At 71.9% G+C, this 26,282-nt stretch carries 16 protein-coding genes; 3 read left to right on the top strand and 13 right to left on the bottom strand.

Annotated elements, in window-relative coordinates; all coding sequences use genetic code 11:
• Window positions 1-67: 67 nt before the first annotated feature.
• From ACWEBX_RS14345 to ACWEBX_RS14315, 7 genes are all read right to left on the bottom strand, one after another.
• A complete protein-coding gene (locus ACWEBX_RS14345) occupies window positions 68-1,873 on the bottom strand; it encodes a GMC family oxidoreductase N-terminal domain-containing protein (protein ID WP_451885154.1) in 1,806 nt (601 codons plus the stop codon).
• Between the two features lie 88 nt (window positions 1,874-1,961).
• Window positions 1,962-3,764: a succinic semialdehyde dehydrogenase gene (locus ACWEBX_RS14340; RefSeq protein WP_451885153.1), complete on the bottom strand. Its 1,803-nt coding sequence runs from the start codon at window positions 3,762-3,764 to the stop codon at window positions 1,962-1,964.
• Window positions 3,765-3,909: 145 nt separating this feature from the next.
• The gene (locus ACWEBX_RS14335; protein ID WP_451885152.1) at window positions 3,910-5,775 is read right to left on the bottom strand and encodes a protein kinase domain-containing protein; all 1,866 of its coding nucleotides are present in this window, start codon (window positions 5,773-5,775) and stop codon (window positions 3,910-3,912) included.
• A gap of 100 nt (window positions 5,776-5,875) precedes the next feature.
• The gene (locus ACWEBX_RS14330) at window positions 5,876-7,528 is read right to left on the bottom strand and encodes a protein kinase domain-containing protein (protein ID WP_451885151.1); all 1,653 of its coding nucleotides are present in this window, start codon (window positions 7,526-7,528) and stop codon (window positions 5,876-5,878) included.
• Between the two features lie 108 nt (window positions 7,529-7,636).
• Window positions 7,637-9,259 (bottom strand): serine/threonine-protein kinase, encoded by a 1,623-nt coding sequence (locus tag ACWEBX_RS14325; RefSeq protein WP_451885164.1) that lies wholly within the window; start codon window positions 9,257-9,259, stop codon window positions 7,637-7,639.
• Between the two features lie 188 nt (window positions 9,260-9,447).
• Complete coding sequence (locus tag ACWEBX_RS14320) at window positions 9,448-12,501, bottom strand: protein kinase (protein ID WP_451885150.1); 3,054 nt, start codon at window positions 12,499-12,501, stop codon at window positions 9,448-9,450.
• A 167-nt stretch (window positions 12,502-12,668) separates the two neighbouring features.
• A complete protein-coding gene (locus tag ACWEBX_RS14315) occupies window positions 12,669-14,828 on the bottom strand; it encodes a serine/threonine-protein kinase (RefSeq protein ID WP_451885163.1) in 2,160 nt (719 codons plus the stop codon).
• Between the two features lie 275 nt (window positions 14,829-15,103).
• Between ACWEBX_RS14315 and ACWEBX_RS14310 the strand changes: the two genes are divergently transcribed.
• A complete protein-coding gene (locus ACWEBX_RS14310; protein WP_451885149.1) occupies window positions 15,104-16,180 on the top strand; it encodes a serine hydrolase domain-containing protein in 1,077 nt (358 codons plus the stop codon).
• Window positions 16,181-16,249: 69 nt separating this feature from the next.
• Here ACWEBX_RS14310 and ACWEBX_RS14305 read toward each other — a convergent pair whose 3' ends face one another.
• Window positions 16,250-17,956: a glycerol-3-phosphate dehydrogenase/oxidase gene (locus ACWEBX_RS14305; RefSeq protein ID WP_451885148.1), complete on the bottom strand. Its 1,707-nt coding sequence runs from the start codon at window positions 17,954-17,956 to the stop codon at window positions 16,250-16,252.
• A gap of 271 nt (window positions 17,957-18,227) precedes the next feature.
• On the opposite strand from ACWEBX_RS14305, the gene ACWEBX_RS14300 reads away from it, so the two are divergent.
• Window positions 18,228-19,436 (top strand): nucleotide sugar dehydrogenase, encoded by a 1,209-nt coding sequence (locus ACWEBX_RS14300; RefSeq protein ID WP_451885147.1) that lies wholly within the window; start codon window positions 18,228-18,230, stop codon window positions 19,434-19,436.
• A 91-nt stretch (window positions 19,437-19,527) separates the two neighbouring features.
• On the opposite strand, the gene ACWEBX_RS14295 is transcribed toward ACWEBX_RS14300, so the two are convergent.
• The gene (locus tag ACWEBX_RS14295) at window positions 19,528-19,968 is read right to left on the bottom strand and encodes a hypothetical protein (RefSeq protein WP_451885146.1); all 441 of its coding nucleotides are present in this window, start codon (window positions 19,966-19,968) and stop codon (window positions 19,528-19,530) included.
• Window positions 19,969-20,549: 581 nt separating this feature from the next.
• Here ACWEBX_RS14295 and ACWEBX_RS14290 point away from each other — a divergent pair.
• Entirely contained in the window at window positions 20,550-21,128 is a 579-nt protein-coding gene (locus ACWEBX_RS14290; protein WP_451885145.1) for a hypothetical protein, read from the top strand.
• Between the two features lie 106 nt (window positions 21,129-21,234).
• Here ACWEBX_RS14290 and ACWEBX_RS14285 read toward each other — a convergent pair whose 3' ends face one another.
• From ACWEBX_RS14285 to ACWEBX_RS14270, 4 genes are all read right to left on the bottom strand, one after another.
• Window positions 21,235-22,359, bottom strand: coding sequence for a GuaB3 family IMP dehydrogenase-related protein (locus ACWEBX_RS14285; RefSeq protein WP_451885144.1), 1,125 nt, complete (start codon window positions 22,357-22,359; stop codon window positions 21,235-21,237).
• Between the two features lie 136 nt (window positions 22,360-22,495).
• On the bottom strand, window positions 22,496-24,004 hold the full coding sequence (guaB, locus tag ACWEBX_RS14280; protein ID WP_451885143.1) for an IMP dehydrogenase: 1,509 nt from the start codon (window positions 24,002-24,004) through the stop codon (window positions 22,496-22,498).
• A 540-nt stretch (window positions 24,005-24,544) separates the two neighbouring features.
• Window positions 24,545-25,120 carry a sigma-70 family RNA polymerase sigma factor gene (locus tag ACWEBX_RS14275; protein WP_037626847.1) on the bottom strand — a complete coding sequence of 192 codons (576 nt, stop codon included), beginning with the start codon at window positions 25,118-25,120 and terminating at the stop codon, window positions 24,545-24,547.
• Between the two features lie 321 nt (window positions 25,121-25,441).
• Complete coding sequence (locus ACWEBX_RS14270) at window positions 25,442-26,053, bottom strand: response regulator transcription factor (RefSeq protein WP_003948568.1); 612 nt, start codon at window positions 26,051-26,053, stop codon at window positions 25,442-25,444.
• Between the last annotated feature and the right edge of the window lie 229 nt (window positions 26,054-26,282).

The following is a 26,282-nucleotide window of genomic DNA, read 5'->3' as shown; positions in this document are numbered from 1 at the left end:
GGCTTTCACCGGACGGCTGTACGGGGCCTCGCTGTACGGATTCTCGCGGCCGGGGCGGCCGCCGGGGCTACGGCTTCGGCGGCATCGCCGGCATACCCAGGAACGGCAGCCGCAGTGCGCCGAAGGCGTCCGCGGGAACGACGGGACGGTGCGGCTCCACCGCCTTGAGACGCTCGTACGAGGCGCCCGGCGCCGGACGCGGATCGGCCTCGCCCTTGTTCGGCCAGAACGACATGGCCCGCTCGGCCTGCGCGGTGATGGTGAGCGACGGGTTGACGCCGAGGTTCGCGGAGACGGCGGCGCCGTCGACGACGGAGATGCCCGGGTGGCCGTAGAGCCGGTGGTAGGGGTCGATGACGCCCTCCTCGGCGCCGGCGCCGATCGGGCAGCCGCCGAGGAAGTGCGCGGTGAGCGGGGTGCCCATCAGCTCGCCGACATTGCTGCCCGGGAAGCCGTTGATCTCCTCGGCCAGTACCGAGGCGGCCTGCGAAGCCGCCTTGATCTGCTTGGGGTTGGGCGCACCGTGCCCCTGACGTGCCGTCAACAGCCCCTTGCCCGCGCCCTTCGGCTTGAGATACGTCGTCAGGGAGTTGTCGAGGGACTGCATCACCAGCCCGATGATGGTGCGTTCGGACCAGCGGCGGTTGGAGAGCGACCGAAGCACGAGCAGCGGATGCCGGACCGCGTTGACGAACCAGCCGGCCACCCTCGACGAGCCCTCGGCGTAGGGGACTTGGAGGATGGACATGCCGCCCATCGCGTTGGAGCCCTTGCCATAGCGGACGGGTTCGATGTGGGTGTCCGCGTCCGGGTGGATCGAGGAGGTGATGGCCACGCCCCGGGTGAAGTCGGCCTTCGTCCCGTGCGCCTTGCGGTAGCGGCGGTCGTCGGTCTGCGCGCCCACCAGCGCCTCGGAGTTGGTGCGGGTCAGCTCGCCGAGCCTCTTCGACAGACGAGGGAGCTGACCGCCGGCCTTCATGCGGTGCAGCAGCGTCTGGGTACCGTAGGTGCCGGCCGCGAGAACGACCCGGCGCGCCGTGAACGTCCGCCCCTGCCCCTTGCGCCGGTTGTCGGTCGGGAGGGTCTGCACGGCGTAGCCGCCGCGCGAGTCGTCGGTGACGGACACGACCGTCGTCATGGGATGGACGACGGCGCCCGTCTTCTCGGCGAGGTGCAGATAGTTCTCGTTGAGGGTGTTCTTGGCGCCGTGACGGCAGCCGGTCATGCATTCGCCGCACTCGGTGCAGGCCTTGCGCGCGGGCCCGACGCCGCCGAAGTACGGGTCGGAGACCTCTTCACCGGGCTTCGCCCCGGCAGCGCCGTCCGCGTCCTGCCCGTCGCCGAAGAAGACGCCGACCGGCGCCATGTGGAAGGTGTCGCCGACCCCCATGCGCTCCGCGGCGGCCTTGAGGTGGACGTCCGACGGGGTCGTGGTCGGGTTGAGCCGCACGCCCAGCATGCGCTTGGCCTGGTCGTAGTACGGCGTCAACTCCTCCTCCCAGTCGGTGATGTCCTTCCACTGCGGGTCCTCGAAGAAGGGCTTCGGCGGTACGTAGAGGGTGTTGGCGTAGTTGAGCGAACCGCCGCCCACGCCCGCGCCGGCGAGCACCATCACATTGCCGAGCAGATGGATGCGCTGGATGCCGTACATGCCGAGCCGCGGGGCCCAGAGGTAGTTCTTGATGTCCCAGGAGTTCTTGGGGAGCGTGTCGCGGGTGAAGCGTCGGCCGGCTTCGAGGACACCGACGCGGTACCCCTTCTCCGTCAGCCGCAGCGCGGTGACGGAGCCGCCGAAGCCGGATCCCACGACGACGACGTCGTAGTCGTACGTCTCCTCGTCCGGCTGTTCCTGGACAGAGCTCTCCTGTGACACGTGCCGCTCTCCTCGTTGAGACCGTCGAGACCGTTCAGAACCGTTGAGACCGTTGAGAACCGTTGGGGATCCGTTCGAGAACGGGGGGCTACCGCAGCCGGAGCGCCTTCATGACCTTCAGGCTCCGGCTCATGAACGCCGCGTACTTCTCGTCGTCCATGCCGAGGGACGGCGCCATCGGCAGCAGCCGCTGGTGGGCGACGGTCTGCGCCTCGGTGTACTTGAGGATGCCCTCGGAGCCGTGCCGGCGGCCGAGGCCGGAGTCCTTCATGCCGCCCATCGGCGACTGGACACTGCCGTACGCGGGCGCGTACCCCTCGTTGACGTTCACCGTTCCGGTGCGCAGCCGGGCCGCGAGCGCGCGACCGCGCCGGCCGTCCTTCGTCCAGACGGAGGAGTTGAGGCCGTACGAGGTGGAGTTGGCGCGCTCGACGACCTCGTCCTCGGTCTTGAAGCGGTAGAGGGAGACGACGGGGCCGAACGTCTCCTCGGCGCAGACGGCCATCGGGGCCTCCACTCCGTCGAGGATGGTGGGCTCGTAGAAGTACGGGCCCACGTCGGGCCGGGCGACACCGCCGGCGACAACCCTGGCCCCCTTGGCGACGGCTTCCTCGACGTGCCGCGTCACGGTCTCGAGCTGGCGCTCGCCGACCAGCGAGCCCATGTCCGCCCCGTACGCGAGGGACGTGCCGAGCCGCATGGCCCGGGTCCGGGCGGCGAACCGCTCCGAGAACGCGTCGGCTACGGACTCGTGGACGTACAACCGCTCGATGGAGATGCAGAGTTGGCCGGCGGAGGAGAAGCAGGCCCGGACGGCGCCGGCGGCGGCCTTGTCGAGGTCGGCGTCCTCCAGGACCACCATGGCGTTCTTGCCGCCGAGTTCGAGGGAGACGCCGACGAGACGGGCGGCCGCACCCTGGGCGACCTCACGGCCGGTGCGGGTCGACCCCGTGAAGGAGACGTAGTCGGCGTGCCGGACGACCTCGGGTCCGACGACCGGTCCGTCGCCGATGACGACCTGGAAGATCTCGGCGGGCAGCCCGGCCTCGACGAGCAGATCGCGCGCCCACAGGGCGGTGAGGCAGGTCTCGGTGTCGGGCTTCATGACGACCGCGTTGCCCGCGACGAACGCCGGCAGCGCGTCGCCGACCGACAGCTCCAGCGGGTAGTTCCAGGGCGCGATCTGCCCGACGACACCGCGCGGGTGACGCAGCTCGGTGACCTTCGTGAGGGTCGGTATCGCGCCCGCGTGCCGCTTGGGGCGCAGGTAGGAGGGCGCCTTGAGTCCGTAGTGCCGCGCCGCGACCAGGACGGCCTGGACCTCTTCGTGGGCGTGCAGCCGGGCCTTGCCCGTCTCCAACTGGATGAGGTCCAGGACCTCGGCCTGCCGGGCGAGCACGAGGTCGTGGAAGCGGAGCAGGACGGCGGCGCGGCGCCGGACCGGAGTGGCCGCCCAGGCGCCCTGGGCTGCACGGGCCCGCTCGAAGGCCTTCTCGACGTCCGCAGGGGTGGACTCGGGCACGTCGGCGAGCTTCTCGCCGGTGAACGGCGTGTGGTTGGCGGTCCGCCCGGACCCGGTCACTCCCTTGGTGAGCTGCGCGACGAGCTCGGGGGTGACCACATCGGCGGCGGTACGGGCGCCGGCCGGGGCGGGGGCGAGGGGGTTGGTGCCGAGGGCGACGGGGGCCGCGGTCTCGTCCACGACAGCCGTCTCGTCCACGACGGCCGGGGCGGCGGTCGCGAGGTCCGCGTCAGCCGACGCGGCGGTCGCTGCGGCGGACGTCAGGTCCGCGTCGGTCGCGGCGGCCGCGGCGGCCACTGCGTCGGTACCGGCCGTCTCATCGGCGCCGTTGCTTTCCGTGGCCTGCTCCGCGGCCTGCGAGTCCGTCATGAGCCGCAGGGTATGCCCCCTCGCTCCCTTTGGGTACCCGTCGGTAATGGCCTTTCACGGAGTGCTCACACACTGCCAGTGATCACTGGCAGTAAATGCGCTGATCAGGGCGTTGTCGGTCCGACGATCACCCGTCGATCGGTTCTCAGGGTTTGTCGACGTCCAGGTTCGCGATCGCCGCGTCGGCGACCTCGCGGCCCCGCGCGGTGAAGTCGCCGTCGCCCGGATAGCTGATCGTGAGCTTGTACATGTCCCCGGCCTTCGACTTGAAGTAGAAGAGCCGCACCTCGCGGGGACGGGGATTCTGACTGTCGTCGGTCTTGTAGGTCACCGTGTTCTCGGCGGACTCCCGGCCCCGGTAGGTCGCCCTCGCGTCCGGCTTCGTCCGCGGCCCCGCCGGCATGTTCAGGCTGTAGGCACCGCTCGCCTTGAACGTTCCGTCGTCCGCGTACATCTCGGCTCTGGCGGAGTCCTTGATCACCTTGCTGGTGTCCTCGGACTTCAGGGCGAGGCTCAGCCCGATCCAGATGCTCCCGCTCCAGTCGGTGTACGTGACCCAGTGGCCCTTGTCCGACGCCCGGTCCGGTGTCCCCTCCTGGTACTCGGCGGGCACCGCCAGCGTCGCGGCGACGTCGGCCACGTGCCGCTTCTTCCAGCCGTCGGGCAGCGGACCGGCGAAGGGGTCCGCGATGACCACGTACGCCGTCACCCCGGCCGCCGCGACCGCCGTGACGACCGCCGCCGCGAGACCGATCAGGGTCTTGCGGCCGATACGGATGCCCCCTCCGCCGGGCGCCGGGGTGCCCTCCGGGCCGGCGATGCCCTCCCTCCGTGTGACCTGCGTCGGCGCGAGGACGGGCGGCCGTACGGCCTCCTCCAGGAGGCGCCGGACGTCGGCCGCCGCGGGACGGTGGGACGGTTCCTTGGCGAGCAGGCCGTTGATGACCTCCGTGAGCGGGGCACCCGCCGAGGCGGGCGCGGCCGGTGTCGCGTTGAGGACCGACTGGAGCGTGGCGGGTGTGTTGCTGCGCCGGAACGGCGACACGCCCTCCGTGGCCGCGTAGAGCACCACGCCGAGCGACCAGAGGTCGGAGGCGGGACCCGGGCGCACGCCCAGCACCCGCTCCGGGGCGATGTACTCGGGTGAGCCTACGAAGCCGCCGGTGTCCGTCAAATTCGTCTCGCCCTCGATGCTGGCGATGCCGAAGTCGGTGAGCACGACACGGTCGTGCGGGCCGAGGAGCACGTTGTCCGGCTTGACGTCCCGGTGCAGGACGCCCGCCGCGTGCGCCGCCTCCAGGGCGCCGAGGACCTCCAGACCGATGCGCGCGGTCTCGCGGCTGCCGAGGGTGCCCTCCCTGAGGGCGTCGCCGAGCGAGCGGCCCCGCACCAGCTCCATGACGATCCAGGGCTGTCCGTCCACGACGGCGACGTCGTGGACGTTCACCACGGCGGGATGGTCGAGCCGGGCCGCCGCGCGGGCCTCGCGCCGCATCCGCTCGTACGCGGTGGCCCGTTCACGCTCGGGAAGATGGTCCGGGACACGCGGTTCCTTGACGGCGACCTCGCGGTCCACGGTCTCGTCCCTGGCCCGCCACACCGTGCCCATGCCGCCGTGCCCCAGCTTGGCGAGCAGGCGATAGCGCCCGGCGATGAGGCGACCCGTCCCCGGCTCCTCCGGGGACCCCGGCGCGGGAGTCCCCACAGGAGCCGCGACGGTCCGGGCAGGCGTGGCATACGGATTGCCCGGGTACGGCACGGCGACCGGGCCCTCCGCCCGCCGCTCAGGCACCGTGGCGCCCGGCCGCGGGTCCGGCACGGCGCTCCTGGGGTCCGCAACCAGGGCCGCCGACGGCACGTCCGGCACCGTGGCACCCAGGTGCGGGTCAGGGGCCGGCGGGTCCGGGGTCATGGCGCCCGGCTGTCCGCCGCGTACCGCCCGTCCAGGTGGTTGCAGACCGAAACTCGTCGGCTCGTCGCCCCCGCGAGGGACTCCCCCGTCGTCGCTCATGCCCCCATCTGTATCGCGGCGGACGCCCGGCCAACCAGCCTCTTCGCCCACCGGTCACAGACCCGTGACGCACCTCATCCCTTATCTCCCCTTTACGGGGTTACGAGGCCGCGAACGTGTCCACGGCCACGTCGAAGTACTCCTTCGCCTCCGTCAGCCGGCCCACCGGCGCGGAGACCCAGACGTCGTACATCCGGCCGCCCTCCTCCCAGCACAGGTCGTAGGTGTGCCGCGGGCCTTCCGCCGTGCTGAAGCCGTTCCAGGTGAACTCCCAGAGGGCGGCGGAGTTTCCGTCGTGCACGGTCCGTGTGACCCTGCCGTCGCGGTAACCGGGGTTGCTGGAGGGGCCGTCGGCGTCCGCCCGGCGCATCACGCCGAGCGGACCGCCCGTCGCGGGACCGGCCACCTTGATGCCGATGCGGAAGGTGTCCCCCGACGACAGGTAGAAGATCCGCTCGCCCTGCGGGTCGCGCGTGAACCCTTCGGGCACGGCGAGCGAGAAGCCGTTCGGATCCGAGGCGATGCGGTAGCCCGAGGGCGCGCTGCGGGCGGACGGCGTCCGGTGGCCGGTCACCGTGACGGTGGGGCCCGCGCCGGTGGGCGGGGTCGAGGGCGTGCCGGACGCCGACGAGGGCGTGCCGGAGGGGGTGCCCGGTGTACGGGGCGTGCCCGGCGCGCTCGACGAGGCCGGTTTCCCGTCCCCGCCGCCGCCCATCAGCAGCGCGGCCGCCGACACCCCCGCACCGGCCATCGCCGCGACCAGGGCGGCGGTGACGAGGAGGCTGCGCGTGGACTGCCGGGGCGGCGGGTCGGACACGGTGCCGCCGGAGGCCGGCGACGGCTCGGGCGCGGGTCTGCGCAGCGATACGTGGGGCACGTCGCGCCGCGTCGGCGTGTACGGGACCAGCAGCCGCGGGGTACGGCCGGTGTCCCGGTAGGCGCGCAGCATCCGCTCCGCCTCCGCCGCGTCGAGCCGCCGCTCGGGATCGCGCTCCAGCAGCCCTCGTACGACGGGCAGCAGCGGCGCGGCCTGGGCCGGCGGACGGATCTCATCGACGACGACGGCGTGCAGGATGCCGCCGAGCGAGTCGCGGCGAAAGGGCGACGCGCCGCTCAGCACGGCGCACAGCAGCACACCGAGCGACCACAGGTCGGACTCGGGGCCGGTCCGGGCGCCGGCCATCCGTTCGGGCGCGGTGTACTCGGGCGAGCCGACGAACGCGCCGGTCTCGGTCAGCGTCGTCGCGCCCGCGACCTGGGCGATCCCGAAGTCGGTGAGGACGACGCGGTCGGTGCCCGCCTCGACGAGGACGTTGGCCGGCTTGAGGTCGCGGTGCAGGACGCCCGCCTCGTGCGCGCGGCGCAGCGCGCCGAGCAGGTCGATGCCGATGCGGGCGGCCTCGCGCGCGTCGACCGGCCCGTTAGCGGAGATCCGTTCGGCGAGCGAGCCGCCGTCGATCAGCTCCATGACGATGTACGGGCGTTCGTCGTCCTCGACGACGTCGTGGACGACGATGATGTGCGGGTGGTGGAGCTGGGCGACGGCCCGCGCCTCGCGCAGGGTGCGGTCGCGCTGGAGCCGGGACTCCTCCGTCGAGAGCGAGTCGTCGAGGGCCAGTTCCTTCACGGCGACCCGACGGCCGAGCAGTTGGTCGGTGGCACGCCAGACGACGCCCATGCCGCCCCGGCCGATTCTCGCCTCCAGCCGGTAACGCCCCGCGATCACACGGACGTTCTCCCCCTCGGTCCCCATGGGTCTCATCATGCCCCACCGGACGGACACCCTCCGTGGCACCGACCGGCCAAGTATGCCGCCGCTCCAGGACAGCCGGTGGCACAGCCCTGGGGACTCGGGCCCGGGTCAGCCCTCCTGGAAGCTCCGCAGGATCTGCTTGAACTGCTCTTTGGTGGTGGTCCATTCGCCGGCCGGCGAGGACTCGTAGACGGCGTACTCGGTGCCGTCGCTGTTCATGTACCCGACGTCGATCGCACGGTAGGGCCCCGGGAAGTAGTGCGGCGGGTCCTTGGCCAGGGCGTCCCAGGTGTACTCCCAGCGGGCACCCGGCTGGTCCCGGAAGAGCTCCTCCTTGAGGAGCAGTTGGCTGTAGTCCAGCAGGTGCCCTGCGAGGTTCTCATCCAGGTTAATCATGTGCTTATACGAGGAGCTGAAGTCCGGATCGGTGTCGACGGCGACCCGTACGAGGTGCTTGCCCTTGTCGGGTGTGAAGTCGACCTGCCGGAGGCCGTCCTTGTCGATGGAGACCGACCGCGTCCACCCCTTGGGCAGGGAGACGCTGAAGCCCACCGGGTCGTCGCGATGCTCCCAACCGGCGGGAACCGCCCCCTGGCTGCCCTTGTCGCTCGGCTTGGAGCTCGGCTTGTCGTCGGCACTCCGGGTCGACGACCCGGAGGCGGAGCCGCCGGGGCTGCCGGTGCCGAAGTGCTGCAGCCCGACCGCGACACCCCCGCCGACGATCGTCGCGAGGGCGACGACCAGGGCGAACGTGCGCAGGCGGTGCCGCTTCGACGGTGCGGCTACGGGCGCGATCGTCACCGGCCGGTACGGCGTCGTGGCGGCCGTGTGCGCGCGGGTACCGGTGCCGGTCCGCGGCTCCGCGGTGTCGTACCCCGCCTGCCCGGTCGGCGCGTACGACTGCGTCACACCCGACGGTCGCCCCTCCGCCACGTCGACAAGCATCCGCTCGACCTGCTCCGAGCCGGGCCGCTCGGCCGGATCCTTGCGCAGCAGCGCGGCGAGGACGGGCCCCAGCGCACCCGCGTTGACCGGTGCGGCGGGTTCCTCCTCGACGACGGCCTGCATGGTGCCGATGGGCGAGGTGCGGCGGAACGGCGACCTGCCCTCGACCGCCGTGTACAGCGTGGCGCCGAGCGCCCACAGGTCGGACGCCGGGCCCGGGTCGTGGCCGCGCACCCGCTCCGGGGCGAGGTAGTCGACCGAGCCGACGACCTCTCCGGTGCGGGTGATGGTGGTGTCGCCCTCGATCTGGGCGATGCCGAAGTCGGTGAGGAGCACTCGGCTGTCGCGGCCCAGCAGGACGTTGCCGGGCTTGATGTCTCGGTGCAGCACGCCCGCCGCGTGCGCGGCGCGCAGGGCCCGCAGTACCCACAGGCCGACGCGCGCGGCCTCGCGCGGCTCGATGCGGCCGCGCTCCTTCACCGCGTCGGCCAGCGACTCGCCCTCGACCAGCTCCATCACGATCCAGGGGCGGCCGTCGTGATCGAGGACGTCGTGCACGGTGACGACGGCGGAGTGGTTGATGCGCGCGGCGGCGCGGGCCTCGGCACGGGTGCGGGCCAGCAGGACGCTCCGCTCGCTGTCGGAGACGTAGAGCGCGGCGGTCAGCTCCTTGACCGCGACAGCGCGGTGCAGCACCTCGTCGTGGGCGCGCCAAACGCGCCCCATGCCACCGCTGCCGATGGATTCGACAAGCCGGTAGCGGCCCGCGAGGAGCAGGCCCTGCATCTGATTCACGTTTCCCCGCAATGGTCTTGACAGGGTCAGACTAAAGAGCGGTACCCACCCTGGGAACAAGCGGGGTCGTACGGAGACCTCACTGTGACGGTTGTCCCATCCCTGTACGGAAGGGAACCGTTCGGTGTTCAACGGCTCCCGTCTGGTCAAACACGGCGTGGCGAGGGCAAAAGGGTTGCTCAGCGGATGACTTGGTACGTCGACGAGGCCTGCTCGTACAGCCGCGAGACCTCGTCGCGCTCGGCGTCCGGGCCGCGTACCTGCACCACGTGGTAGTGCCCGGCGATCAGGATCGCGAGGTTGCGCACGTAGAGCGAATGCCCCGCGGAGTCCTGCCAGGTGAACTGGCCCTCGGCCATCGCCCTGCCGCCCACGTCGATCCGCCGCATCCCGCTGGAGGTCGCCCAGGTCGAGTCCCGGAAGGGCTGCAACTCCTTCTCGGTCTCCCGCTGATACGTCATCGGGTCGCTGCCGTACGTGGCGGTGCCGTCCCGACCGGGGACGACGATGAGCTCGAAGTCCCCCTGGGAGTAGACGACCTGGCCCCGGCCGTTCTTCGGCGAACGCGTCCAGCCGCTCGCCACGGCGACCTGGAAGCCCTCGGAGTCCTTGCGGAGGGTGAACCCGTCGGCGACGCCGGGATCGGCGGTCGTGTGCGAGGACGTCGAACTGGACTTTCCCGAGGGGCTCTTGACCGGGTCCGGCGAGGTCTGGTCGGAGCCGGGCGCGTTGCTCGCGGTCGGGTCGCCACCGGGCTGTGTGGCGGGGCCCGCCTGTCCGGCGGCGCCGGTCCGCCCCTCGTCGGTGCCGCTCCGGTCCGTCTTGGGCATGAAGACGACCGCGTACGTGACCGCGGCGGCCAGCACGAGCAGGATCAGCAGGAGGAGGTTCCGGCCCAGCCGGCGCGGACCCGCCGCGTTCTCCCGCCTGGCCCGCTTGTGGCGGGCGGGCGCACCGGTCGCGGGCAGCCCGGCGCGACGCCTGCGGACGAGCTCGCCCCGGCGCCGTACGATCGGCAGCCGGCTCGGGTCGACGGGCGGTACGGGCACGACGTGCGTCCCGGCCTCGGGCTCCGGCGCGGAGCGCACCAATGACCTCAGCCAGCCACGCAGTTCCTCGAAGTCGAGCCGTTCGGTGGGGTCCTGGCGCAGCAGCGACTCGACGACGGGCCGCAGCGGTCCGCACTCCTCGGCGAAGGCGGGCGGTTCCGCGCACACCGACTGGACGAGTTCGGCGGTGTTCTCCTCCGGGTAGGGGGCGTGTCCCTGCACGGCGCGGAAGAGCAGCGCGCCGAGTGCCCACAGGTCGGTCGCCGGTCCGATCGGAGCCGCCAACTGCCAGTTCTCGTGCACCGGTCCGGCCTGCTCGGGCGCCCAGCGTTCGGTGACCGGCCCGACGAGGGCCATCCGTGCCTGCCGGGCCCGCTCGGCCGCGAGCGCGGTGGCGGGCCCTCGGCGCGGCGGAGCACCGGCGACCAGGTCGCCCCAGCCACCGCCGGGGCGGCCGGAGGGGTGCGGTGCGGGGGTGAGTCCCTGCGGAGCGCCGGGCGCCCGGGTGTGGTCGGCGGCCGGGGAGACGCCGGGCAGGCGGGCGTGCCCGGTACCGGTGAATCCGCCGGGCGGTACGGGTACGTGGGTGCCGCCGGGTACCTGGAATCCGCCGGTGGGCCGGCCGTCGTCCGGGGTCCGCTCGCCGCCGAGGGGCCGTCCGGGGGCCGGGACTCCGGGACGGCCGCCCTGTCCCGTGCCGTAGGGGGCCTGGCCGGGCGCGAGCGCGGAACGGCCGTACGCCGTGTCTCCGCCCGCCGGCCCCCCGCCGGGGGCTCCGGCAGGACGCGGCTGGACTCCGTACCTGCTGGTGCCGCCGACTCCGTACGGGTCGGCTATCTGGCCCGGGGGCACGCTGTGCGGCTGCTGCCGGCCTCCCTGGCCGGGCAGGTGCGGCGGGGTGTGGCTCTGGGACCCCGGGGTGTGCGGGGAGGCGCCGTACCGGCTGTCCTGGCCGGGAAAGCGCGACGGCGCGCCGGGGTCCTGGGACCCCGGAGTCTGCGGAGAGGCGCCGTACCGGCTGTCCTGGCCGGTCTGCTCGCCGGGGGCGGCCGGCCGGGGTGCCGGAAGGGCGAGCGGGTCGCCCCGGCGCTCTCCCTGGACGCGGGCGGCGGCGCGTGCTCCGGCGCGGTACGCGGCGATGGCACCGGCGCGCGCGGCGCGGATGTCGTCCTCGGTGCCCTCGGCCTGGTCGCCCGTCTCCGGTCCGCCGTCCGGACCGGCGCCTTCCGCAGGACGGCCCGGACCCGCCGGACCGCCGGCTTCGAGGGCACGCGGTCCCCGGCCGGCCACGGGCGCGCCGGGGACCGGTGTCCCCGGGACCGGCGTTCCCTGCTCCGCGCGGGCCTCGATCGCGGCCCGCCGGGCCGCTTCGGCGTCGGCGCCGCTCGTGGCCGCGACGGCTACACCGCGCGGGGCACCACCGAATCCGGCACCGGCGACGGGCCCCCGCCCGCCCGTGGCACCCCGGGAAGCCCCCGCCCCGGCCGGACCGGCGTCACCGGGCTGCCCGGCGCGGGGGCCGGATCCGTGAGCGGCGAGACCGGCGTGACCGGTCGTGAGGTCGTCCTCCGGCGCGGGCAACGGGTCGTACCCGCACAGCGCCTCTTCGGCGGCCCCGGCCGCCAGTCCGGTGAGCAGGACGCGGCCGTCGTCGCAGACGAGCACCGTGCGCACGGTGATGTTGCGGTGCACCCAGCCGTGCGCGTGCAGGACCCGCAGCGCGGTCAGCACGTCGGCGGCGACCTCCGCGGCGCGGTAGGGGCTGAGCGGCTTCTCGGCGAGCAGCGCGGCCAGCGACCTCGCGGGCACCAGCTCGCTGACGATCCACAGCGAGCCGCCCTCGGCGAACACGTCGAAGACCTGGTCGAGCCGGGGGTGGTCGGGAATCCGCGCGGCCGCCTGCGCCGCCTCGATCGCGCGGACCACCGCCGGTTCGGTGGGCCGCCGGGTGGTGCGGGCCGACGCCCGCCGCACGCCGCCGTCCCGGGCCACGAACCCGTCGGGCAGCCCGTCCGCGTCGAGCACCTCGGCCTCGACGACCTCCGGCAACGGCACCTGCCGTACCAGGACTTCCTGCCCGCTATAGGTGTCGAAGGCCCGGCTCTCGGCGAGTTCGTACGCGTCGGACGGCGGCAGGGGCAGGCGGTAGCGGTCGGCGAGTACCCGTCCCGCGTAGTCGTCCACGATGCTCCCCCAGCCGACCGGTTGGTCAATTCCGTTCGCCGTGCGTCCCGTTGTGGCTTCGTTTGGTCCGCAACCACTCACGATACGTGCCCGAGGCAACCCGCAGAGCGGTGATGCGAGTTCTCGGGCATCGTTCGTCGCGGAACGTCACCTCGGCGAGCGGTACGTCACGACTTCGGCTGGAAGGTCTCGGTCAGCGTGGCCCACGTGCTCTTGCGCAGCGCGCTCCCCCACGCGGCGTCCTTGGCCGTGTACATCAGGGCGTAGCCCTGATGCGCGTTCACCACGAAACCGCGGTCGATCGTGTGGAACCTGGTGCCGCCGTCCACGTAGGTGAACTCCCAGTCGGCCGTGTTCCAGCCGCGGTAGCTCACGCTCTCTATGTGGATCTTCTTGTACTGGGAGCGCGCCATGTAGCGCTCCTGGTTGTTCCAGTCCGCGACCGGGTCGTCCTTGGGCGTCGACGTCCAGCCGACGAGGAGCTTCTGTCCGCCGGGACCGGTGAACCGGGCTCCCGTGGCGTCCTGGGACTCGTACTTCCATCCCTTCGGCAGCCCGATCGAGAAGCCCTGCCCGCTCTTGTACGTCGTCACGGCGGTGGAACCCGAGCCCGATTCCTTGCCGTCGCCGCCCGAGCCGCCCGAGTCGCCGGTGCTCGTGTCCGACGAGGCGCCGGCGGCGTCGTCCGAGCCGGAGCCCGACGTGTCGCCGGTGTCGGTGTGAGCGGCGTCGCTCTTGCTCTTGTCGCCGCTCTTGCCCTTGTCGTCGCTCTTGCTGTCGTCGCCGCTCTTCCCGCTGCCGGCGGCCGCTCCGGTGGAGGCGGTCGCCTTGGCGCCGCTGCCACCGCCCTTGGCGCCGTTGTCGTCGCCTCCGCCGATCGTGATGGCCAGCACGATGCCGACCACGACCAGCGCCACGACGACCGCGATGATCACCAGCGTCCGCAGCGGCACGACATCGGTCAGCGAGGCCTTGGGAGCCGGACGTGCCGGGCGCTCGGGTGCCACCGGCCATCCGGAGCCCGAGCCGCCGCGTCTGCCACCCGCGCCTCCGGCGCCGGTGGCGGAACCGGAGTTCCCCGCCTTGCCGTCGGAACCACCTGTCTGTCCCGGCACGGACGCGTTCACGGCGGTGGCCGCCACGGAGACGCCACCGGCCTGGCCCGCATCCGCTCCGGACGCCGAACCCGCCTGCGGGGAGGCCGTCTTGGCGGCTCCGGCCGTCTGCGCGGAATCCGGGCTGCCGGCCGCCTTGGCGCGGGCCGTCGCCGCCGAGGTGGCCGCCGCCGTGGCGGCCCCGGCCGCGGTCGCGGCCTTGCGCACCGAACGCAGGGCCCCGCGCAGCCGCTCCGCGGGCTCCTCGCCCTTCTTGCCGCCGGCCGAGCCGCCCCGCCGGGCCGGTTCCTCCGGCAGCGGCGGCATGGCCACGACCTTCGTCGCGTCCGGCGGCTCCGGCACGTTCCGCTCGGGCTCGGGTGCGCGCAGTACCTCGTTGAGCATGGCCCGGGCGCCCGCGTCGTCGAGCCGCTGCTCGGGATCCTTGGCGAGCAGGCCGTAGATCACCTTCTCCAGCGGGCCCGCGTTCTTGGGCTGTTCGACCGGCTCGGTCATGACCGCGGTGAGCGTCGCGATCGCGGAACCCTTGTCGTACGGCGGCACACCCTCGACCGAGGCGTACAGCAGACCGCCCAGCGACCACAGGTCGGCCGCGGGTCCGGGCTTGTGGCCGCGCGCCCGCTCCGGCGAGATGTAGGAGGGCGCGCCGACGAGCATGCCGGTCGAGGTGATGGACGGGTCGCCCTCCACCTGGGCGATGCCGAAGTCGGTGAGCACGACCCGGCCGTCGTCGCCGGAGATCAGCACGTTCGACGGCTTCACGTCACGGTGCAGGATGCCCTCGCGGTGCGCCGCCTGCAGCACGTCGAGGATCGCGAGCCCCACCTCGGCGGCGCGCCTCGGCGTGAGCAGCCCGTCCTCGCGGATGGCCTCGGCGAGGGACTTGCCCTCGATGAGCTCCATGACGATCCAGGGCCGGTTGTCCTCGTCGACCACGTCGAAGACCGTCACCGCGCCGTTGTTGCGGATCCGCGCGATGGCCTTGGCCTCCCGCAGCGTGCGCGTGATCAGCCGGCGCTTCTCGTCCTCGTCGATGGCCGACGGGAACCGCAGCTCCTTCACGGCGACCGTACGGCCCAGGGTCTCGTCCTCGGCGCGCCACACGGTGCCCATGCCGCCGCGGCCGAGAACATCCCCCAGCCGGTACCGCCCGGCGAGGAGACGTTCGCTCTTGTCCTGACGGGATGCTCCCGCCCGCTCCGCCTCCGACATGCGTCCCCTCATGCAACCCGCCCTGACAGAGCCTCCATTGTCCCCCACCCGACAAGTGCCCAGCGCCCTGGGGGCCCCTGGAACCGCAACAGCTCAGCCAGTGAGACGTCCGGACCCCGCCGGCGGGCTCGCCCGCGACCGCGTCCCGCACCGCCCGACCGCCCCGCGACCACGGCCGTGCGGGTCCGCCGCGCCCGTTTCGGGGACCGGCCCCCGCGACGGCCACGTGCACAGCAACGTGCCTCATGATGGCCGCGACAAGGAAGGACCTCGTGATGCCGGCGCCCTGGACACCTCGGACACTTCTGGCCATACCCATCTTCCTGGCGCTGCTCGTCACGGTCCCCGCCGACCTTCCGGGGCAGGTTCCGGCCGCCGCGCGAACGGCCGCCACCCAGGCCTCGGACGCCGCGCTGGCCCGTCTGGTGACCCGTGGCGGCGCTCCCGCCGCCGCTCTGCTCACCGACGACCCGTCCGGTTCGCATTTCGCGAGCGCCGGAAACGGACTTGCCCGATCCGATCATTTCCGCGCCGGAAGTATCACCAAGTCGTTCATCGCGACGGTCGTCCTGCAACTCGCCGCCGAACACCGGCTGTCCCTGTCCGACTCCGTCGAGGACCATCTGCCCGGCCTGGTGCGCGGAGCGGGCAACGACGGCCGCCGCATCACACTGCGCGCCCTGCTCCACCACACCAGCGGCCTCTACGACTTCACCGCGACGACCCGGGGCACCGTCCCCGTGACCGCTCCTCAGGCCTTGCGCATGGCACTCACCCATCCCCCGGCCGACCGTGGCCGCTTCGCCTACTCGAACACGAACTATGTGGTGCTCGGCATGATCGTCGAGCAGGTCACCGGCCACTCGTACGCCACCGAGGCCGAACGGCGCATCATCAACCCCCTCCACCTGAACGGCACTTCGTTCCCCGGTGATCATGTGTCGCTTCCCGCGCCGCACGGCCGCGCCTACGCCGCCGACGGCTCCGACGTCACCGAGCTCGACCCGCGCGTGGCCGGCGCGGCGGGTGAGCTCGTGAGCACGCTGGCCGATCTGAACCGCTTCTACGCGGCTCTGCTCGACGGCACGCTGCTGCCCTCGCGCCGGCTGCGCGAGATGCTCGACACCCGCGCCGCACACGGCTCGTACGGCATGGGCCTGTTTCCGGTGAAGCTGCCGTGCGGGACCACGGTGTGGGGGCACAACGGCCGGATCTCCGGCAGCTACGTGCGCAGCGCGGCCACCGTCGACGGTCGTCGTGTCCTCACCTTCCGGGTGAACACGGACGGGGTCACGGACCCGGCACTCGAACCGGCCCTGCTCGCCGCCGAGTTCTGTCCCCGCACCTCGTAGAACGGCCGGGCCGCGAACGGAGATCCCGGCTCACCACACCCGTTCGAGTGACATCGGCGGGAGGGGCGGTCAGAACGGCACGATGTCCGGCGCCCCCAGCCGGGCCGCGTCCGCCGTCAGGTCGTCCGGCTGGCGCTGGGACTCCCGCTCGGCCTCGACCCGCTTCTCGTAGTGCTCCACCTCGCGCTCGATCTGGTCCTTGTCCCAGCCGAGGACCGGCGCCATCAGCTCGGCGGCCTCGCGGGCGCTGCGGGTGCCCCGGTCGAAGGTCTCGATGGAGATGCGGGTGCGCCGGGTCAGGACGTCGTCCAGGTGGCGGGCGCCCTCGTGCGAGGCGGCGTAGACGATCTCGGCCCGGAGATAGTCCTCGGCGGCCGGCAGGGGCCCGCCGAGGGAGGGGTCCTCCTCGATGAGGGCGAGGAGTTCTTCGGCGAGCGACCCGTACCGGTTCAACAGGTGCTCCACACGCACCACATGGATGCCGGTGCGCGCCGCGATCCGCGCCCGCGCGTTCCACAGCGCGCGGTACCCCTCGGCGCCGAGCAGCGGGACGTCCTCCGTGACGCATTCGGCGACCCGCTGGTCGAGACCGTGCACCGCCTCGTCCACCGCGTCCTTGGCCATGACCCGGTAGGTCGTGTACTTGCCGCCGGCCACGACCACGAGTCCGGGCACCGGGTGGGCCACGGTGTGCTCGCGCGACAGCTTGCTGGTGGCGTCCGACTCCCCGGCCAGCAGCGGCCGCAGCCCCGCGTACACCCCTTCGACGTCGTCACGGGTGAGCGGCACGGAGAGCACCGAGTTCACATGCTCCAGCAGATAGTCGATGTCCGCGCTGGACGCGGCCGGGTGGGCCTTGTCGAGGTCCCAGTCGGTGTCGGTGGTGCCGATGATCCAGTGGCGGCCCCACGGGATCACGAACAGCACGGACTTCTCGGTGCGCAGGATCAGGCCCGTCGAGGAGTGGATGCGGTCCTTCGGCACGACCAGGTGGATGCCCTTGGACGCGCGGACGTGGAACTGACCCCGCTCCCCGACCATGGCCTGGGTGTCGTCGGTCCACACACCGGTGGCGTTGACGATCTGCCGGGCGCGGACCTCGTACTCGCCGCCGCCCTCGACGTCGCGCACCCTGGCCCCGACCACCCGCTCGCCCTCGCGCAGGAAACCGGTGACCCGCGCGCGGTTGGCGACCTTCGCCCCGTACGAAGCCGCCGTGCGCACCAGGGTCGCCACATAGCGGGCGTCGTCCATCTGAGCGTCGTAGTACTGCAGGGCGCCGATCAGCGCGTCCTTCTTCAGGGCCGGCGCGACGCGCAGGGCGTGGCGGCGGCTCAGATGGCGGTGGCCGGGCAGACCGCGGCCGTGACCGCGGGCCATCGACATGGCGTCGTACAACGCGACGCCCGAGCCCGCGTACAGCCGCTCCCAGCCCTTGTGCTGGAGGGGGTAGAGGAACGGGACGGGCTTGACCAGATGCGGTGCCAGCCGTTCGAGGAGCAGGCCGCGCTCCTTCAGCGCCTCGCGGACGAGCGCGAAGTCCAGCATCTCCAGATAGCGCAGGCCGCCGTGGATCAGCTTGCTGGATCTGCTCGACGTGCCCGACGCCCAGTCACGCGCCTCGACCAGCCCGGTGGACAGGCCGCGCGTCGCGGCGTCCAGCGCGGTACCCGCGCCGACCACGCCCGCGCCCACGACCAGCACGTCCAGCTCGCCCTCGGCCATTCCCGCCAGTGACTCGGCACGCTCCGCCGGCCCCAGTGTCGCTGTCCTCACCGCTGCCTCCCGCTGTAGGTCGCGCTGGCCGCACCCGTCCGGCGACGCCCGGCTCACATCCCCCCTGCCCAAAGTCTGACCGTCTCTCCCCTCATCGGCCACCGTCCGTCCTCAGCCTGTGGACAACTCTGGGCGACGCGTAGGGAATCTTGATCGATCAATCCCGTAAATCGGTCATATTTACTCCTAGTCTGACATTGCTCTCGCCCAACCTGTCCACAGGGCTTGCGCACCTGTCCCGCATCGGTTATTGGGAAGGACGGCCCACTCCATGCCCGCAGACCTCGCCGTCATCGGACTCGGTCACCTCGGCCTGCCCCTGGCCCAGGCCGCCGTCGCCGCCGGCATCTCCACCCTCGGCTACAGAACCGGCCCGGAAGGCGGCTCCCTCACCGCCCCGGAACTGCGCCGGATGCTCGCGGGCGGCTTCCGCCCGGCCACCAACCCGGCCGAGCTGGGCCGCGTCCGCACCGCCGTCATCTGCGCGCCGACCCCGCGGGGCGCGGACGGCGCCCTGGACCTCGGGCAGGTGGAGTCGGCGGCCCGCACCCTGGCCGCACGGCTGCGCCCGCACACCACGGTCATCCTGGAATCGCCCGTGCACCCCGGCACCACCGAGGCGTTCCTGCGCCCCCTCCTCGAAACCGGCTCCGGACTGCGCGCGGGGCGCGATTTCCACCTCGCCTACTCGCCCAGCCGGGTCGACCCCGGCAACCGCGACTTCACGCCCGCCGGAACACCGAAGGTCATCGGCGGTCTCACCCCCGCGTGCACCGAGTCGGCCGCCGCTTTCTACGGACGGCTCACCGACAAGGTCGTCCGCGCGCGTGGGCCCCGGGAGGCGGAGACCGTGCAGGTCCTGGAGACCAACTTCCGGCACGTCAACATCGCCCTCGTCAACGAGATGGCCGTGCTCTGCCACGACCTGGGCGTCGACCTGTGGGACGTCATCCGCTGCGCGGAGACCAAGCCGTTCGGGTTCCAGGCGTTCCGGCCCGGCCCGGGAGTCGGCGGCCACGGCATCGCCCAGGACCTCGGCGGTCCCTCCGGCCGCCCGCTGCGGATGGTCGAACTGGCCCGGCAGGTCAACAGCCACATGCCCCAGTACGTCATCCAGCGCGCCGCCGCGCTGCTCAACGAGCACGGCAAGTCCGCCCGGGCCGCGCGGGTGCTCCTCCTCGGCGTCACCTACAAGGCCGACATCGCCGACCAACAGGGCTCCCCCGCCCACGAGATCGCCGTACGGCTGATGGAACTCGGCGCCTCCGTCAGCTATCACGACCCGCACGTACCGGCGTGGAGCGTGCTCGGGCGGCCCGTACCGCGCGCGGACTCCCTCTACGAGGCCGCGGCCGACGCGGACCTGACGATCCTTCTCCAGCAGCACCGCACCTACGACCTGCAAGGACTGTCCGTGAAGGCCCAACTCCTCCTGGACACGCGGGGGGCGACCCCGACCGGGGCGGCACACCGGCTATAGGTGTCGCCGGCGAATTCACGGCACGGGAAGCCCCACCGAACCGAAACGGCCCAACCGTCGAACCGGCGGGCCGTTCGGCCGAGTGCCCGAACTACCTGGCCGAGTGCTTGTAGCGGTAACCGACCGCCTTACGGGCAGTCCCCTTGCCCACGCTCTTACCGGTGATCTTGCTGTACACGTTGAAGGAGTACTCCTGGTAGAGCGGGTACGCGTTCAAGGTCCCGAACTTGCCCCGGGGAACGTTCCAGCTGCCCCCCATGCTCTTCGTGCGCGACTTCGTGACGTCGAACCCGACGGCCGCCGACACGGGCTCGGCGGCCACTGTGATCGACGCGCTCTTGGTGTTGCTCACGGTCTCAGTGGCGGTCAGGGTGAGCGTCATGGGGCCGCGGCCCTGAACCACGGCGATGGACCTCTTGCCCTGCGCCAGCCCGTGGGACTTCACGTGATCGATTCCGCAGAAGGCCGGGTTGAAGTCAAGCCTGCTGCTCCGGCACGGAGTCCTCGACGCGGCGCCGGCCTCGCCGGCCATGCCCAACGTGCCCGCGAGCGCGGCGACGGTGGCGACTGCGCCTCGTACACCCCGGGATATGAGAAAGCTGGTTGATCGCAACGGAGTTCCCCTCGTTCTGCTGCCGGTCGAGCAGCGGGACGAGACTATCGACGCCAGGGACACATCAGACAACTTGATCGACTTATCTGATCAACATTTGAGCCTTGCGTCGAATCGTCCGGGATGCGCGGCGGACCGGTGAGGACCTCCTCGACGGTGCCGAGAGTCCGCGTGCGCGGGTCGCGCGAGGGGGAGACCGCGCGGATCCCGCCACGAGACCGTGGCCTGCGCCGATCCGACGATCCCGCTCCCGCGACACCACGCCCACGACCTGCGAGGACTGACCGTGAGGGCACAACTCCCCCTGAACGCAAGGGGAGCGATCCCGACCAGGGTGGGACACCGGCTCCGGGCCGGGGAATTGCCTCACCGATTGTCACTCCCCCCTGCTAATCTGCGGCAGCTCTCGCACACGCGTGCGCCCATGCCCCGGGCGCCGCCAGGTGTGCGCGACATCCCAGGCGCACACCTCGTGCGCCCGCATCCCTGGGGGGAACCACATGAGTGAGTCGACGCCGCCGTCCGGTCCGCCGGTCGACGCCAACCCGTACGCCAACGCGCCTGCCGCGCCGGCCGACCAGCCGCCCGTTCCGCCGCAGGGCGCGCCCCAGCCGGGCTTCCCGGTCGCGCCCCAGCCCGGCTTCCCGGTCGCGCCCGTCGCCCCGGCCGCCCCGGCGCGCAACAACTTCCCGCTCGGCCTCGTCGCCGCCATCGGCGCCGGCGTGGTCTCCGCGATCCTGTACGGCCTGATCATCGGCCTCACCAAGCACGAGATCGGCTACGCCGCCGTCGGTGTCGGCTTCCTCGTGGGCATCGCCGCGGGCCGTGTCGGCGGGCGCAGCCAGACCCTCCCGGTCGTCAGCGTGATCGTCTCCGTCGCCGGGATCTACCTCGGCCAGCTCATCGGCGAGGCCATGATCATCGCCAAGCACTTCGGCGTCGGCTTCAACGAGGTCTTCTTCTCCCACCTCGACGTGGTTCAGGAGAACTGGAAGGCCGACGCCGACCCGCTGACCTTCGTCTTCTTCGCGATCGCCGCCTACGTGGCTTTCCAGAGCGCCCGCAAGGTCGGGGACTGAGCGTCGCCGAGCCGCTGAACGGCGACTCGGACACCCGTCTCACGACGAAGGGCCCGTTCACCGAGGTGAACGGGCCCTTCGCGCGTACAGGCTTCCTACCCGCGGACTACCGCTTGTGCTGCGAGTCCGCCACCGTCACCTCGACGCGCTGGAACTCCTTGAGCTCGCTGTAGCCGGTGGTCGCCATGGCGCGGCGCAGGGCGCCGAAGATGTTCATCGAGCCGTCCGGGATGTGCGACGGGCCGGTGAGGATCTCCTCGATGGTGCCGACGGTGCCGAGGTCGACCTTCTTGCCGCGCGGCAGCTCCTCGTTCACCGCCTCCATGCCCCAGTGGTGGCCGCGGCCCGGCGCGTCGGTGGCGCGCGCGAGCGGGGAGCCCATCATCACGGAGTCGGCACCGCAGGCGATGGCCTTGGGGAGGTCGCCGGACCAGCCGACACCACCGTCGGCGATGACGTGCACGTACCGGCCGCCGGACTCGTCCATGTAGTCGCGGCGGGCCGCGGCGACGTCCGCGACGGCGGTGGCCATCGGGACCTGGATGCCGAGCACGTTGCGCGTGGTGTGCGCGGCGCCGCCGCCGAACCCGACGAGGACACCGGCCGCGCCGGTGCGCATCAGGTGCAGCGCCGCGGTGTACGTGGCGCAGCCGCCGACGATCACCGGGACGTCGAGCTCGTAGATGAACTGCTTCAGGTTCAGCGGTTCGGCGGCACCCGAGACGTGCTCGGCCGACACCGTCGTACCGCGGATGACGAAGATGTCCACGCCCGCGTCGACGACGGCCTTGGAGAACTGCGCCGTGCGCTGCGGGGAGAGGGCCGCGGCGGTGACGACTCCGGAGTCGCGCACCTCCTTGATGCGCTGCCCGATCAGCTCTTCCTTGATGGGAGCCGCGTAGATCTCCTGGAGTCGGCGGGTCGCGCTCTCCGCGTCCAGCCCGGCGATCTCGTCGAGCAGCGGCTGCGGGTCTTCGTACCGCGTCCAGAGGCCTTCCAGGTTCAGGACGCCCAGGCCGCCCAGCTCGCCGATACGGATCGCGGTGGCCGGGGAGACGACCGAGTCCATGGGGGCGGCCAGGAAGGGCAGCTCGAAGCGGTAGGCGTCGATCTGCCAGGCGATCGAGACCTCCTTCGGGTCCCGCGTACGGCGGCTCGGGACGACGGCGATGTCGTCGAAGGCGTACGCCCGGCGGCCGCGCTTGCCGCGCCCGATCTCGATCTCAGTCACGTTGTGGCCTTTCCCTCTTCGCTTCTGCGCCTCCCAGTATCCCCGACGCCCACGACGAGGGCGGCCCCGGAAGCTCCGGGGCCGCCCTCGTGGCGGGTCTCCACGGCGCGTGGAGACCGTTCAGGTGTACGGGTGACTACTTGAGGCGGCTGTAGTTCGGCGCCTCGACCGTCATCTGGATGTCGTGCGGGTGGCTCTCCTTGAGGCCCGCCGAGGTGATGCGCACGAACCGGCCGCGGTCCTGGAGCTCGGGCACCGTCCGTCCGCCGACGTAGAACATCGACTGGCGCAGACCGCCGACCAGCTGGTGGACGACCGCGGCGAGCGGGCCGCGGTAGGGCACCTGGCCCTCGATGCCCTCGGGGACGAGCTTCTCGTCGGAGGCGACGCCCTCCTGGAAGTAGCGGTCCTTGGAGAAGGAGCGCTGGTCGCCACGGGACTGCATGGCGCCCAGGGAGCCCATGCCGCGGTACGACTTGAACTGCTTGCCGTTGATGAAGAGCAGCTCGCCCGGGGACTCCTCGCAACCCGCGAGCAGCGAGCCGAGCATCACCGTGTCGGCGCCCGCGACCAGGGCCTTGGCGATGTCGCCGGAGTACTGGAGGCCACCGTCGCCGATGACCGGGACGCCGGCCGCCTTGGCGGCGAGCGACGCCTCGTAGATGGCCGTGACCTGGGGAACGCCGATGCCGGCGACGACACGGGTGGTGCAGATGGAACCGGGGCCGACACCGACCTTGATGCCGTCGACACCGGCGTCGATGAGCGCCTGCGCGCCGTCACGGGTGGCGATGTTGCCACCGATGACGTCGACGCCCGAGGAGTTCGACTTGATCTTGGCGACCATGTCGCCGACCAGCCGGGAGTGGCCGTGCGCGGTGTCGACGACGATGAAGTCGACACCCGCCTCGATCAGTGCCTGGGCCCGTTCGAAGGCGTCGCCCGCGACACCGACGGCCGCGCCGACCAGCAGACGCCCCTCGCTGTCCTTGGCGGCGTTCGGGTACTTCTCGGCCTTGACGAAGTCCTTGACCGTGATGAGGCCCTTGAGGACGCCCGTGTCGTCGACCAGCGGAAGCTTCTCGATCTTGTGGCGGCGCAGAAGCTGCATCGCGTCGTGGCCGGAGATGCCGACCTTGCCGGTGACCAGCGGCATCGGCGTCATGACCTCGCGGACCTGGCGCGAGCGGTCCGTCTCGAAGGCCATGTCACGGTTGGTGACGATGCCGAGCAGCTTGCCGCCGCCGTCGGTGACCGGCACGCCCGAGATGCGGAACCGGGCGCAGATCGCGTCGGCCTCGCCGAGCGTGGCGTCCGGGTGCACGGTGATCGGGTCGGTGACCATGCCGGACTCGGAGCGCTTCACCAGGTCGACCTGGTTGGCCTGGTCCTCGATGGACAGGTTGCGGTGCAGAACACCGACGCCGCCCTGACGGGCCATCGCGATCGCCATGCGCGATTCGGTGACCTTGTCCATGGCGGCGGAGAGCAGCGGGATGTTGACCCGGACGTTCTTCGAGATGTGCGAGGCGGTGTCGATCTGGTCGGGCGCCATGTCCGACGAGCCCGGCAGCAGCAGCACGTCGTCGTAGGTCAGCCCGAGTGTCGCGAATTTGGCGGGCACTCCGTCGACGTTGGCAGTCATGACACCTTCCCCAAATGGCCTTGATCGGTGCGGATGTCCATGCTAACGGGAAGCATGGCTCTCTCATTCCACGGTTGAGGGTGGGCTTCGGCCTCGTATGTTCGTACGGGATGACGGTCGTTCCCGTTCAGACCCGCGCCCGGAGAAGGACTCGGGGCCCGCTCGGGCCGCCCGGCCCGGGGTGGGCGCATGCCCGCCGGCCCCTGCCCTGCCCACCTGGGGCGGCGCCGTGCCGTCCCGGCCGAGCCGGATCGACCCCGCCGGGGTCCGTCACCTTTTGCCTGCAATTTGCGGAGGGAAAGGTTTCCCGCGCACGGGCACCCCTGACCGAAGTGACCGGCATCACCGGCCCGGCATCACCGGAACGTGTCATACCGGGACGCGGCCGGCTCGACGGGACCGTGCCGGCCGGACGCGCGACCAGCCGTACGCAGGGACGCACGACCAGACCTACGGCCGCGCCACCCGGTCACACCACCCGGTCACACCACCCGGTCGCGTCGCCGTGACCGCATCCGCATGTCCGAGGAACCCGGATCCCTACTGCTCCGCCAGTGCCCGCAGCCGGCTCAGTGCCCGGTGCTGGGCGACCCGGACAGCACCCGGTGACATGCCCAGCATCTGGCCCGTCTCCTCCGCCGTGAGGCCCACCGCGATCCGCAGAAGGAGCAGCTCGCGCTGGTTCTCGGGGAGGTTGGCCATGAGCTTCTTGGCCCATTCGGCGTCGCTGCTGAGCAGCGCGCGCTCCTCGGGGCCGAGGGAGTCGTCGGGCCGCTCCGGCATCTCGTCGGACGGAACGGCCGTGGACCCCGGATGACGCATCGCGGCCCGCTGGAGGTCGGCGACCTTGTGTGCGGCGATCGCAAAGACAAACGCCTCGAAGGGACGACCGGTGTCCTTGTAGCGCGGCAGCGCGAGGAGCACCGCGACACAGACTTCCTGCGCCAGGTCCTCTACGAAGTGCCGCGCGTCCCCCGGAAGCCGGGACAGCCGGGCGCGGCAGTAGCGCAGTGCGAGCGGGTGTACGTGGGCGAGCAGGTCGTGCGTGGCCTGTTCGTCGCCGTCGACCGCGCGAAGGACGAGCGCACCGATCCCCGTCGTCTCGTCTTCACGCATCGGTCCATGGTGCCTTGACGTCGTTCTGTCCGTGGCACCGCGTCCATAGTTGTGCACCGAAGCGTTATGAGCAGGTGCGCCGGAACTCATCTCCTGCGCCCTCCCCTTCCGCTCGACCGACTTGTCCCCAAGGAACTCCACACCTCAAGGATGCGGCATCCGCCGGGAAACGGAGTCCGGACACCGAGGAGGTTCCCTCCGAGGGCCCGGCCCCACCCGCCGGCAGGCGGGCAGGGACTACCCACGTCATACCCGCGAGGCGGCTCACCTGAGGGCTGTCCCGTGGTCCCCGGCGGGCGCGCGACGACGACGGGACACCCCTCAGCGGACCAGGCCCCACCGGAATCCGAGCGCGACCGCGTGCGCCCGGTCCGAGGCGCCGAGCTTCTTGAAGAGCCGCCGGGCGTGGGTCTTGACCGTGTCCTCGGAGAGGAACAGCTCACGGCCGATCTCCGCGTTCGAGCGTCCGTGGCTCATTCCTTCGAGCACCTGGATCTCCCGCGCGGTGAGCGTGGGCGCGGCGCCCATCTCCGCCGAACGCAGTCTGCGCGGCGCGAGCCGCCAGGTCGGGTCGGCGAGCGCCTGGGTCACGGTGGCGCGCAGCTCCGCCCGCGAGGCGTCCTTGTGCAGATAGCCGCGGGCACCGGCGGCGACGGCGAGCGCCACACCGTCCAGGTCCTCGGCGACGGTGAGCATGATGATGCGCGCACCGGGGTCGGCGGACAGCAGCCGCCTGACCGTCTCCACGCCGCCCAGTCCGGGCATGCGTACGTCCATCAGAATCAAATCCGAACGGTCGGCTCCCCAGCGGCGGAGGACTTCCTCGCCGTTGGCCGCCGTCGTCACACGCTCGACACCGGGCACGGTCGCGACCGCACGGCGGAGCGCCTCTCGGGCAAGCGGGGAGTCGTCGCAGACGAGGACGGATGTCATGACCGTCCTCCGCAGCTGATGCGCGTCACCTTGAGCCTCCAGGCTGTTACGAATCGTCACCTGTGCGGTCGACACTCGCAGGCGGATGTGTCCACCTACCCGAGCGCTTGTTCCTTCAACCGCCTCAGCCATCTCAACGATGGTCACTCGAAAGAGTTACGGGGCAGCCGGTCGTCATCGGCACTGTACGTGAGGGCGCGGACACGGTGCAGACATGCGCGCCGACCCT

This window comes from Streptomyces sp. NPDC005070, assembly GCF_053600395.1.
Note: the sequence above shows the minus strand (reverse complement) of the source record. Positions and strands in the feature narration are given on the sequence as shown.

Excerpts from the sequence above, each read along its gene's own strand:
- ACWEBX_RS14340 (WP_451885153.1), bottom strand. The coding sequence starts at position 3,764 with ATGACGGACTCGCAGGCCGCGGAGCAGGCCACGGAAAGCAACGGCGCC.
- ACWEBX_RS14335 (WP_451885152.1), bottom strand. The coding sequence starts at position 5,775 with ATGAGCGACGACGGGGGAGTCCCTCGCGGGGGCGACGAGCCGACGAGT.
- ACWEBX_RS14330 (WP_451885151.1), bottom strand. The coding sequence starts at position 7,528 with ATGGGGACCGAGGGGGAGAACGTCCGTGTGATCGCGGGGCGTTACCGG.
- ACWEBX_RS14325 (WP_451885164.1), bottom strand. The coding sequence starts at position 9,259 with ATGCAGGGCCTGCTCCTCGCGGGCCGCTACCGGCTTGTCGAATCCATC.
- ACWEBX_RS14315 (WP_451885163.1), bottom strand. The coding sequence starts at position 14,828 with ATGTCGGAGGCGGAGCGGGCGGGAGCATCCCGTCAGGACAAGAGCGAA.
- ACWEBX_RS14310 (WP_451885149.1), top strand. The coding sequence starts at position 15,104 with ATGCCGGCGCCCTGGACACCTCGGACACTTCTGGCCATACCCATCTTC.
- ACWEBX_RS14300 (WP_451885147.1), top strand. The coding sequence starts at position 18,228 with ATGCCCGCAGACCTCGCCGTCATCGGACTCGGTCACCTCGGCCTGCCC.
- ACWEBX_RS14295 (WP_451885146.1), bottom strand. The coding sequence starts at position 19,968 with ATGGCCGGCGAGGCCGGCGCCGCGTCGAGGACTCCGTGCCGGAGCAGC.
- ACWEBX_RS14290 (WP_451885145.1), top strand. The coding sequence starts at position 20,550 with ATGAGTGAGTCGACGCCGCCGTCCGGTCCGCCGGTCGACGCCAACCCG.
- guaB (WP_451885143.1), bottom strand. The coding sequence starts at position 24,004 with ATGACTGCCAACGTCGACGGAGTGCCCGCCAAATTCGCGACACTCGGG.
- ACWEBX_RS14275 (WP_037626847.1), bottom strand. The coding sequence starts at position 25,120 with ATGCGTGAAGACGAGACGACGGGGATCGGTGCGCTCGTCCTTCGCGCG.
- ACWEBX_RS14270 (WP_003948568.1), bottom strand. The coding sequence starts at position 26,053 with ATGACATCCGTCCTCGTCTGCGACGACTCCCCGCTTGCCCGAGAGGCG.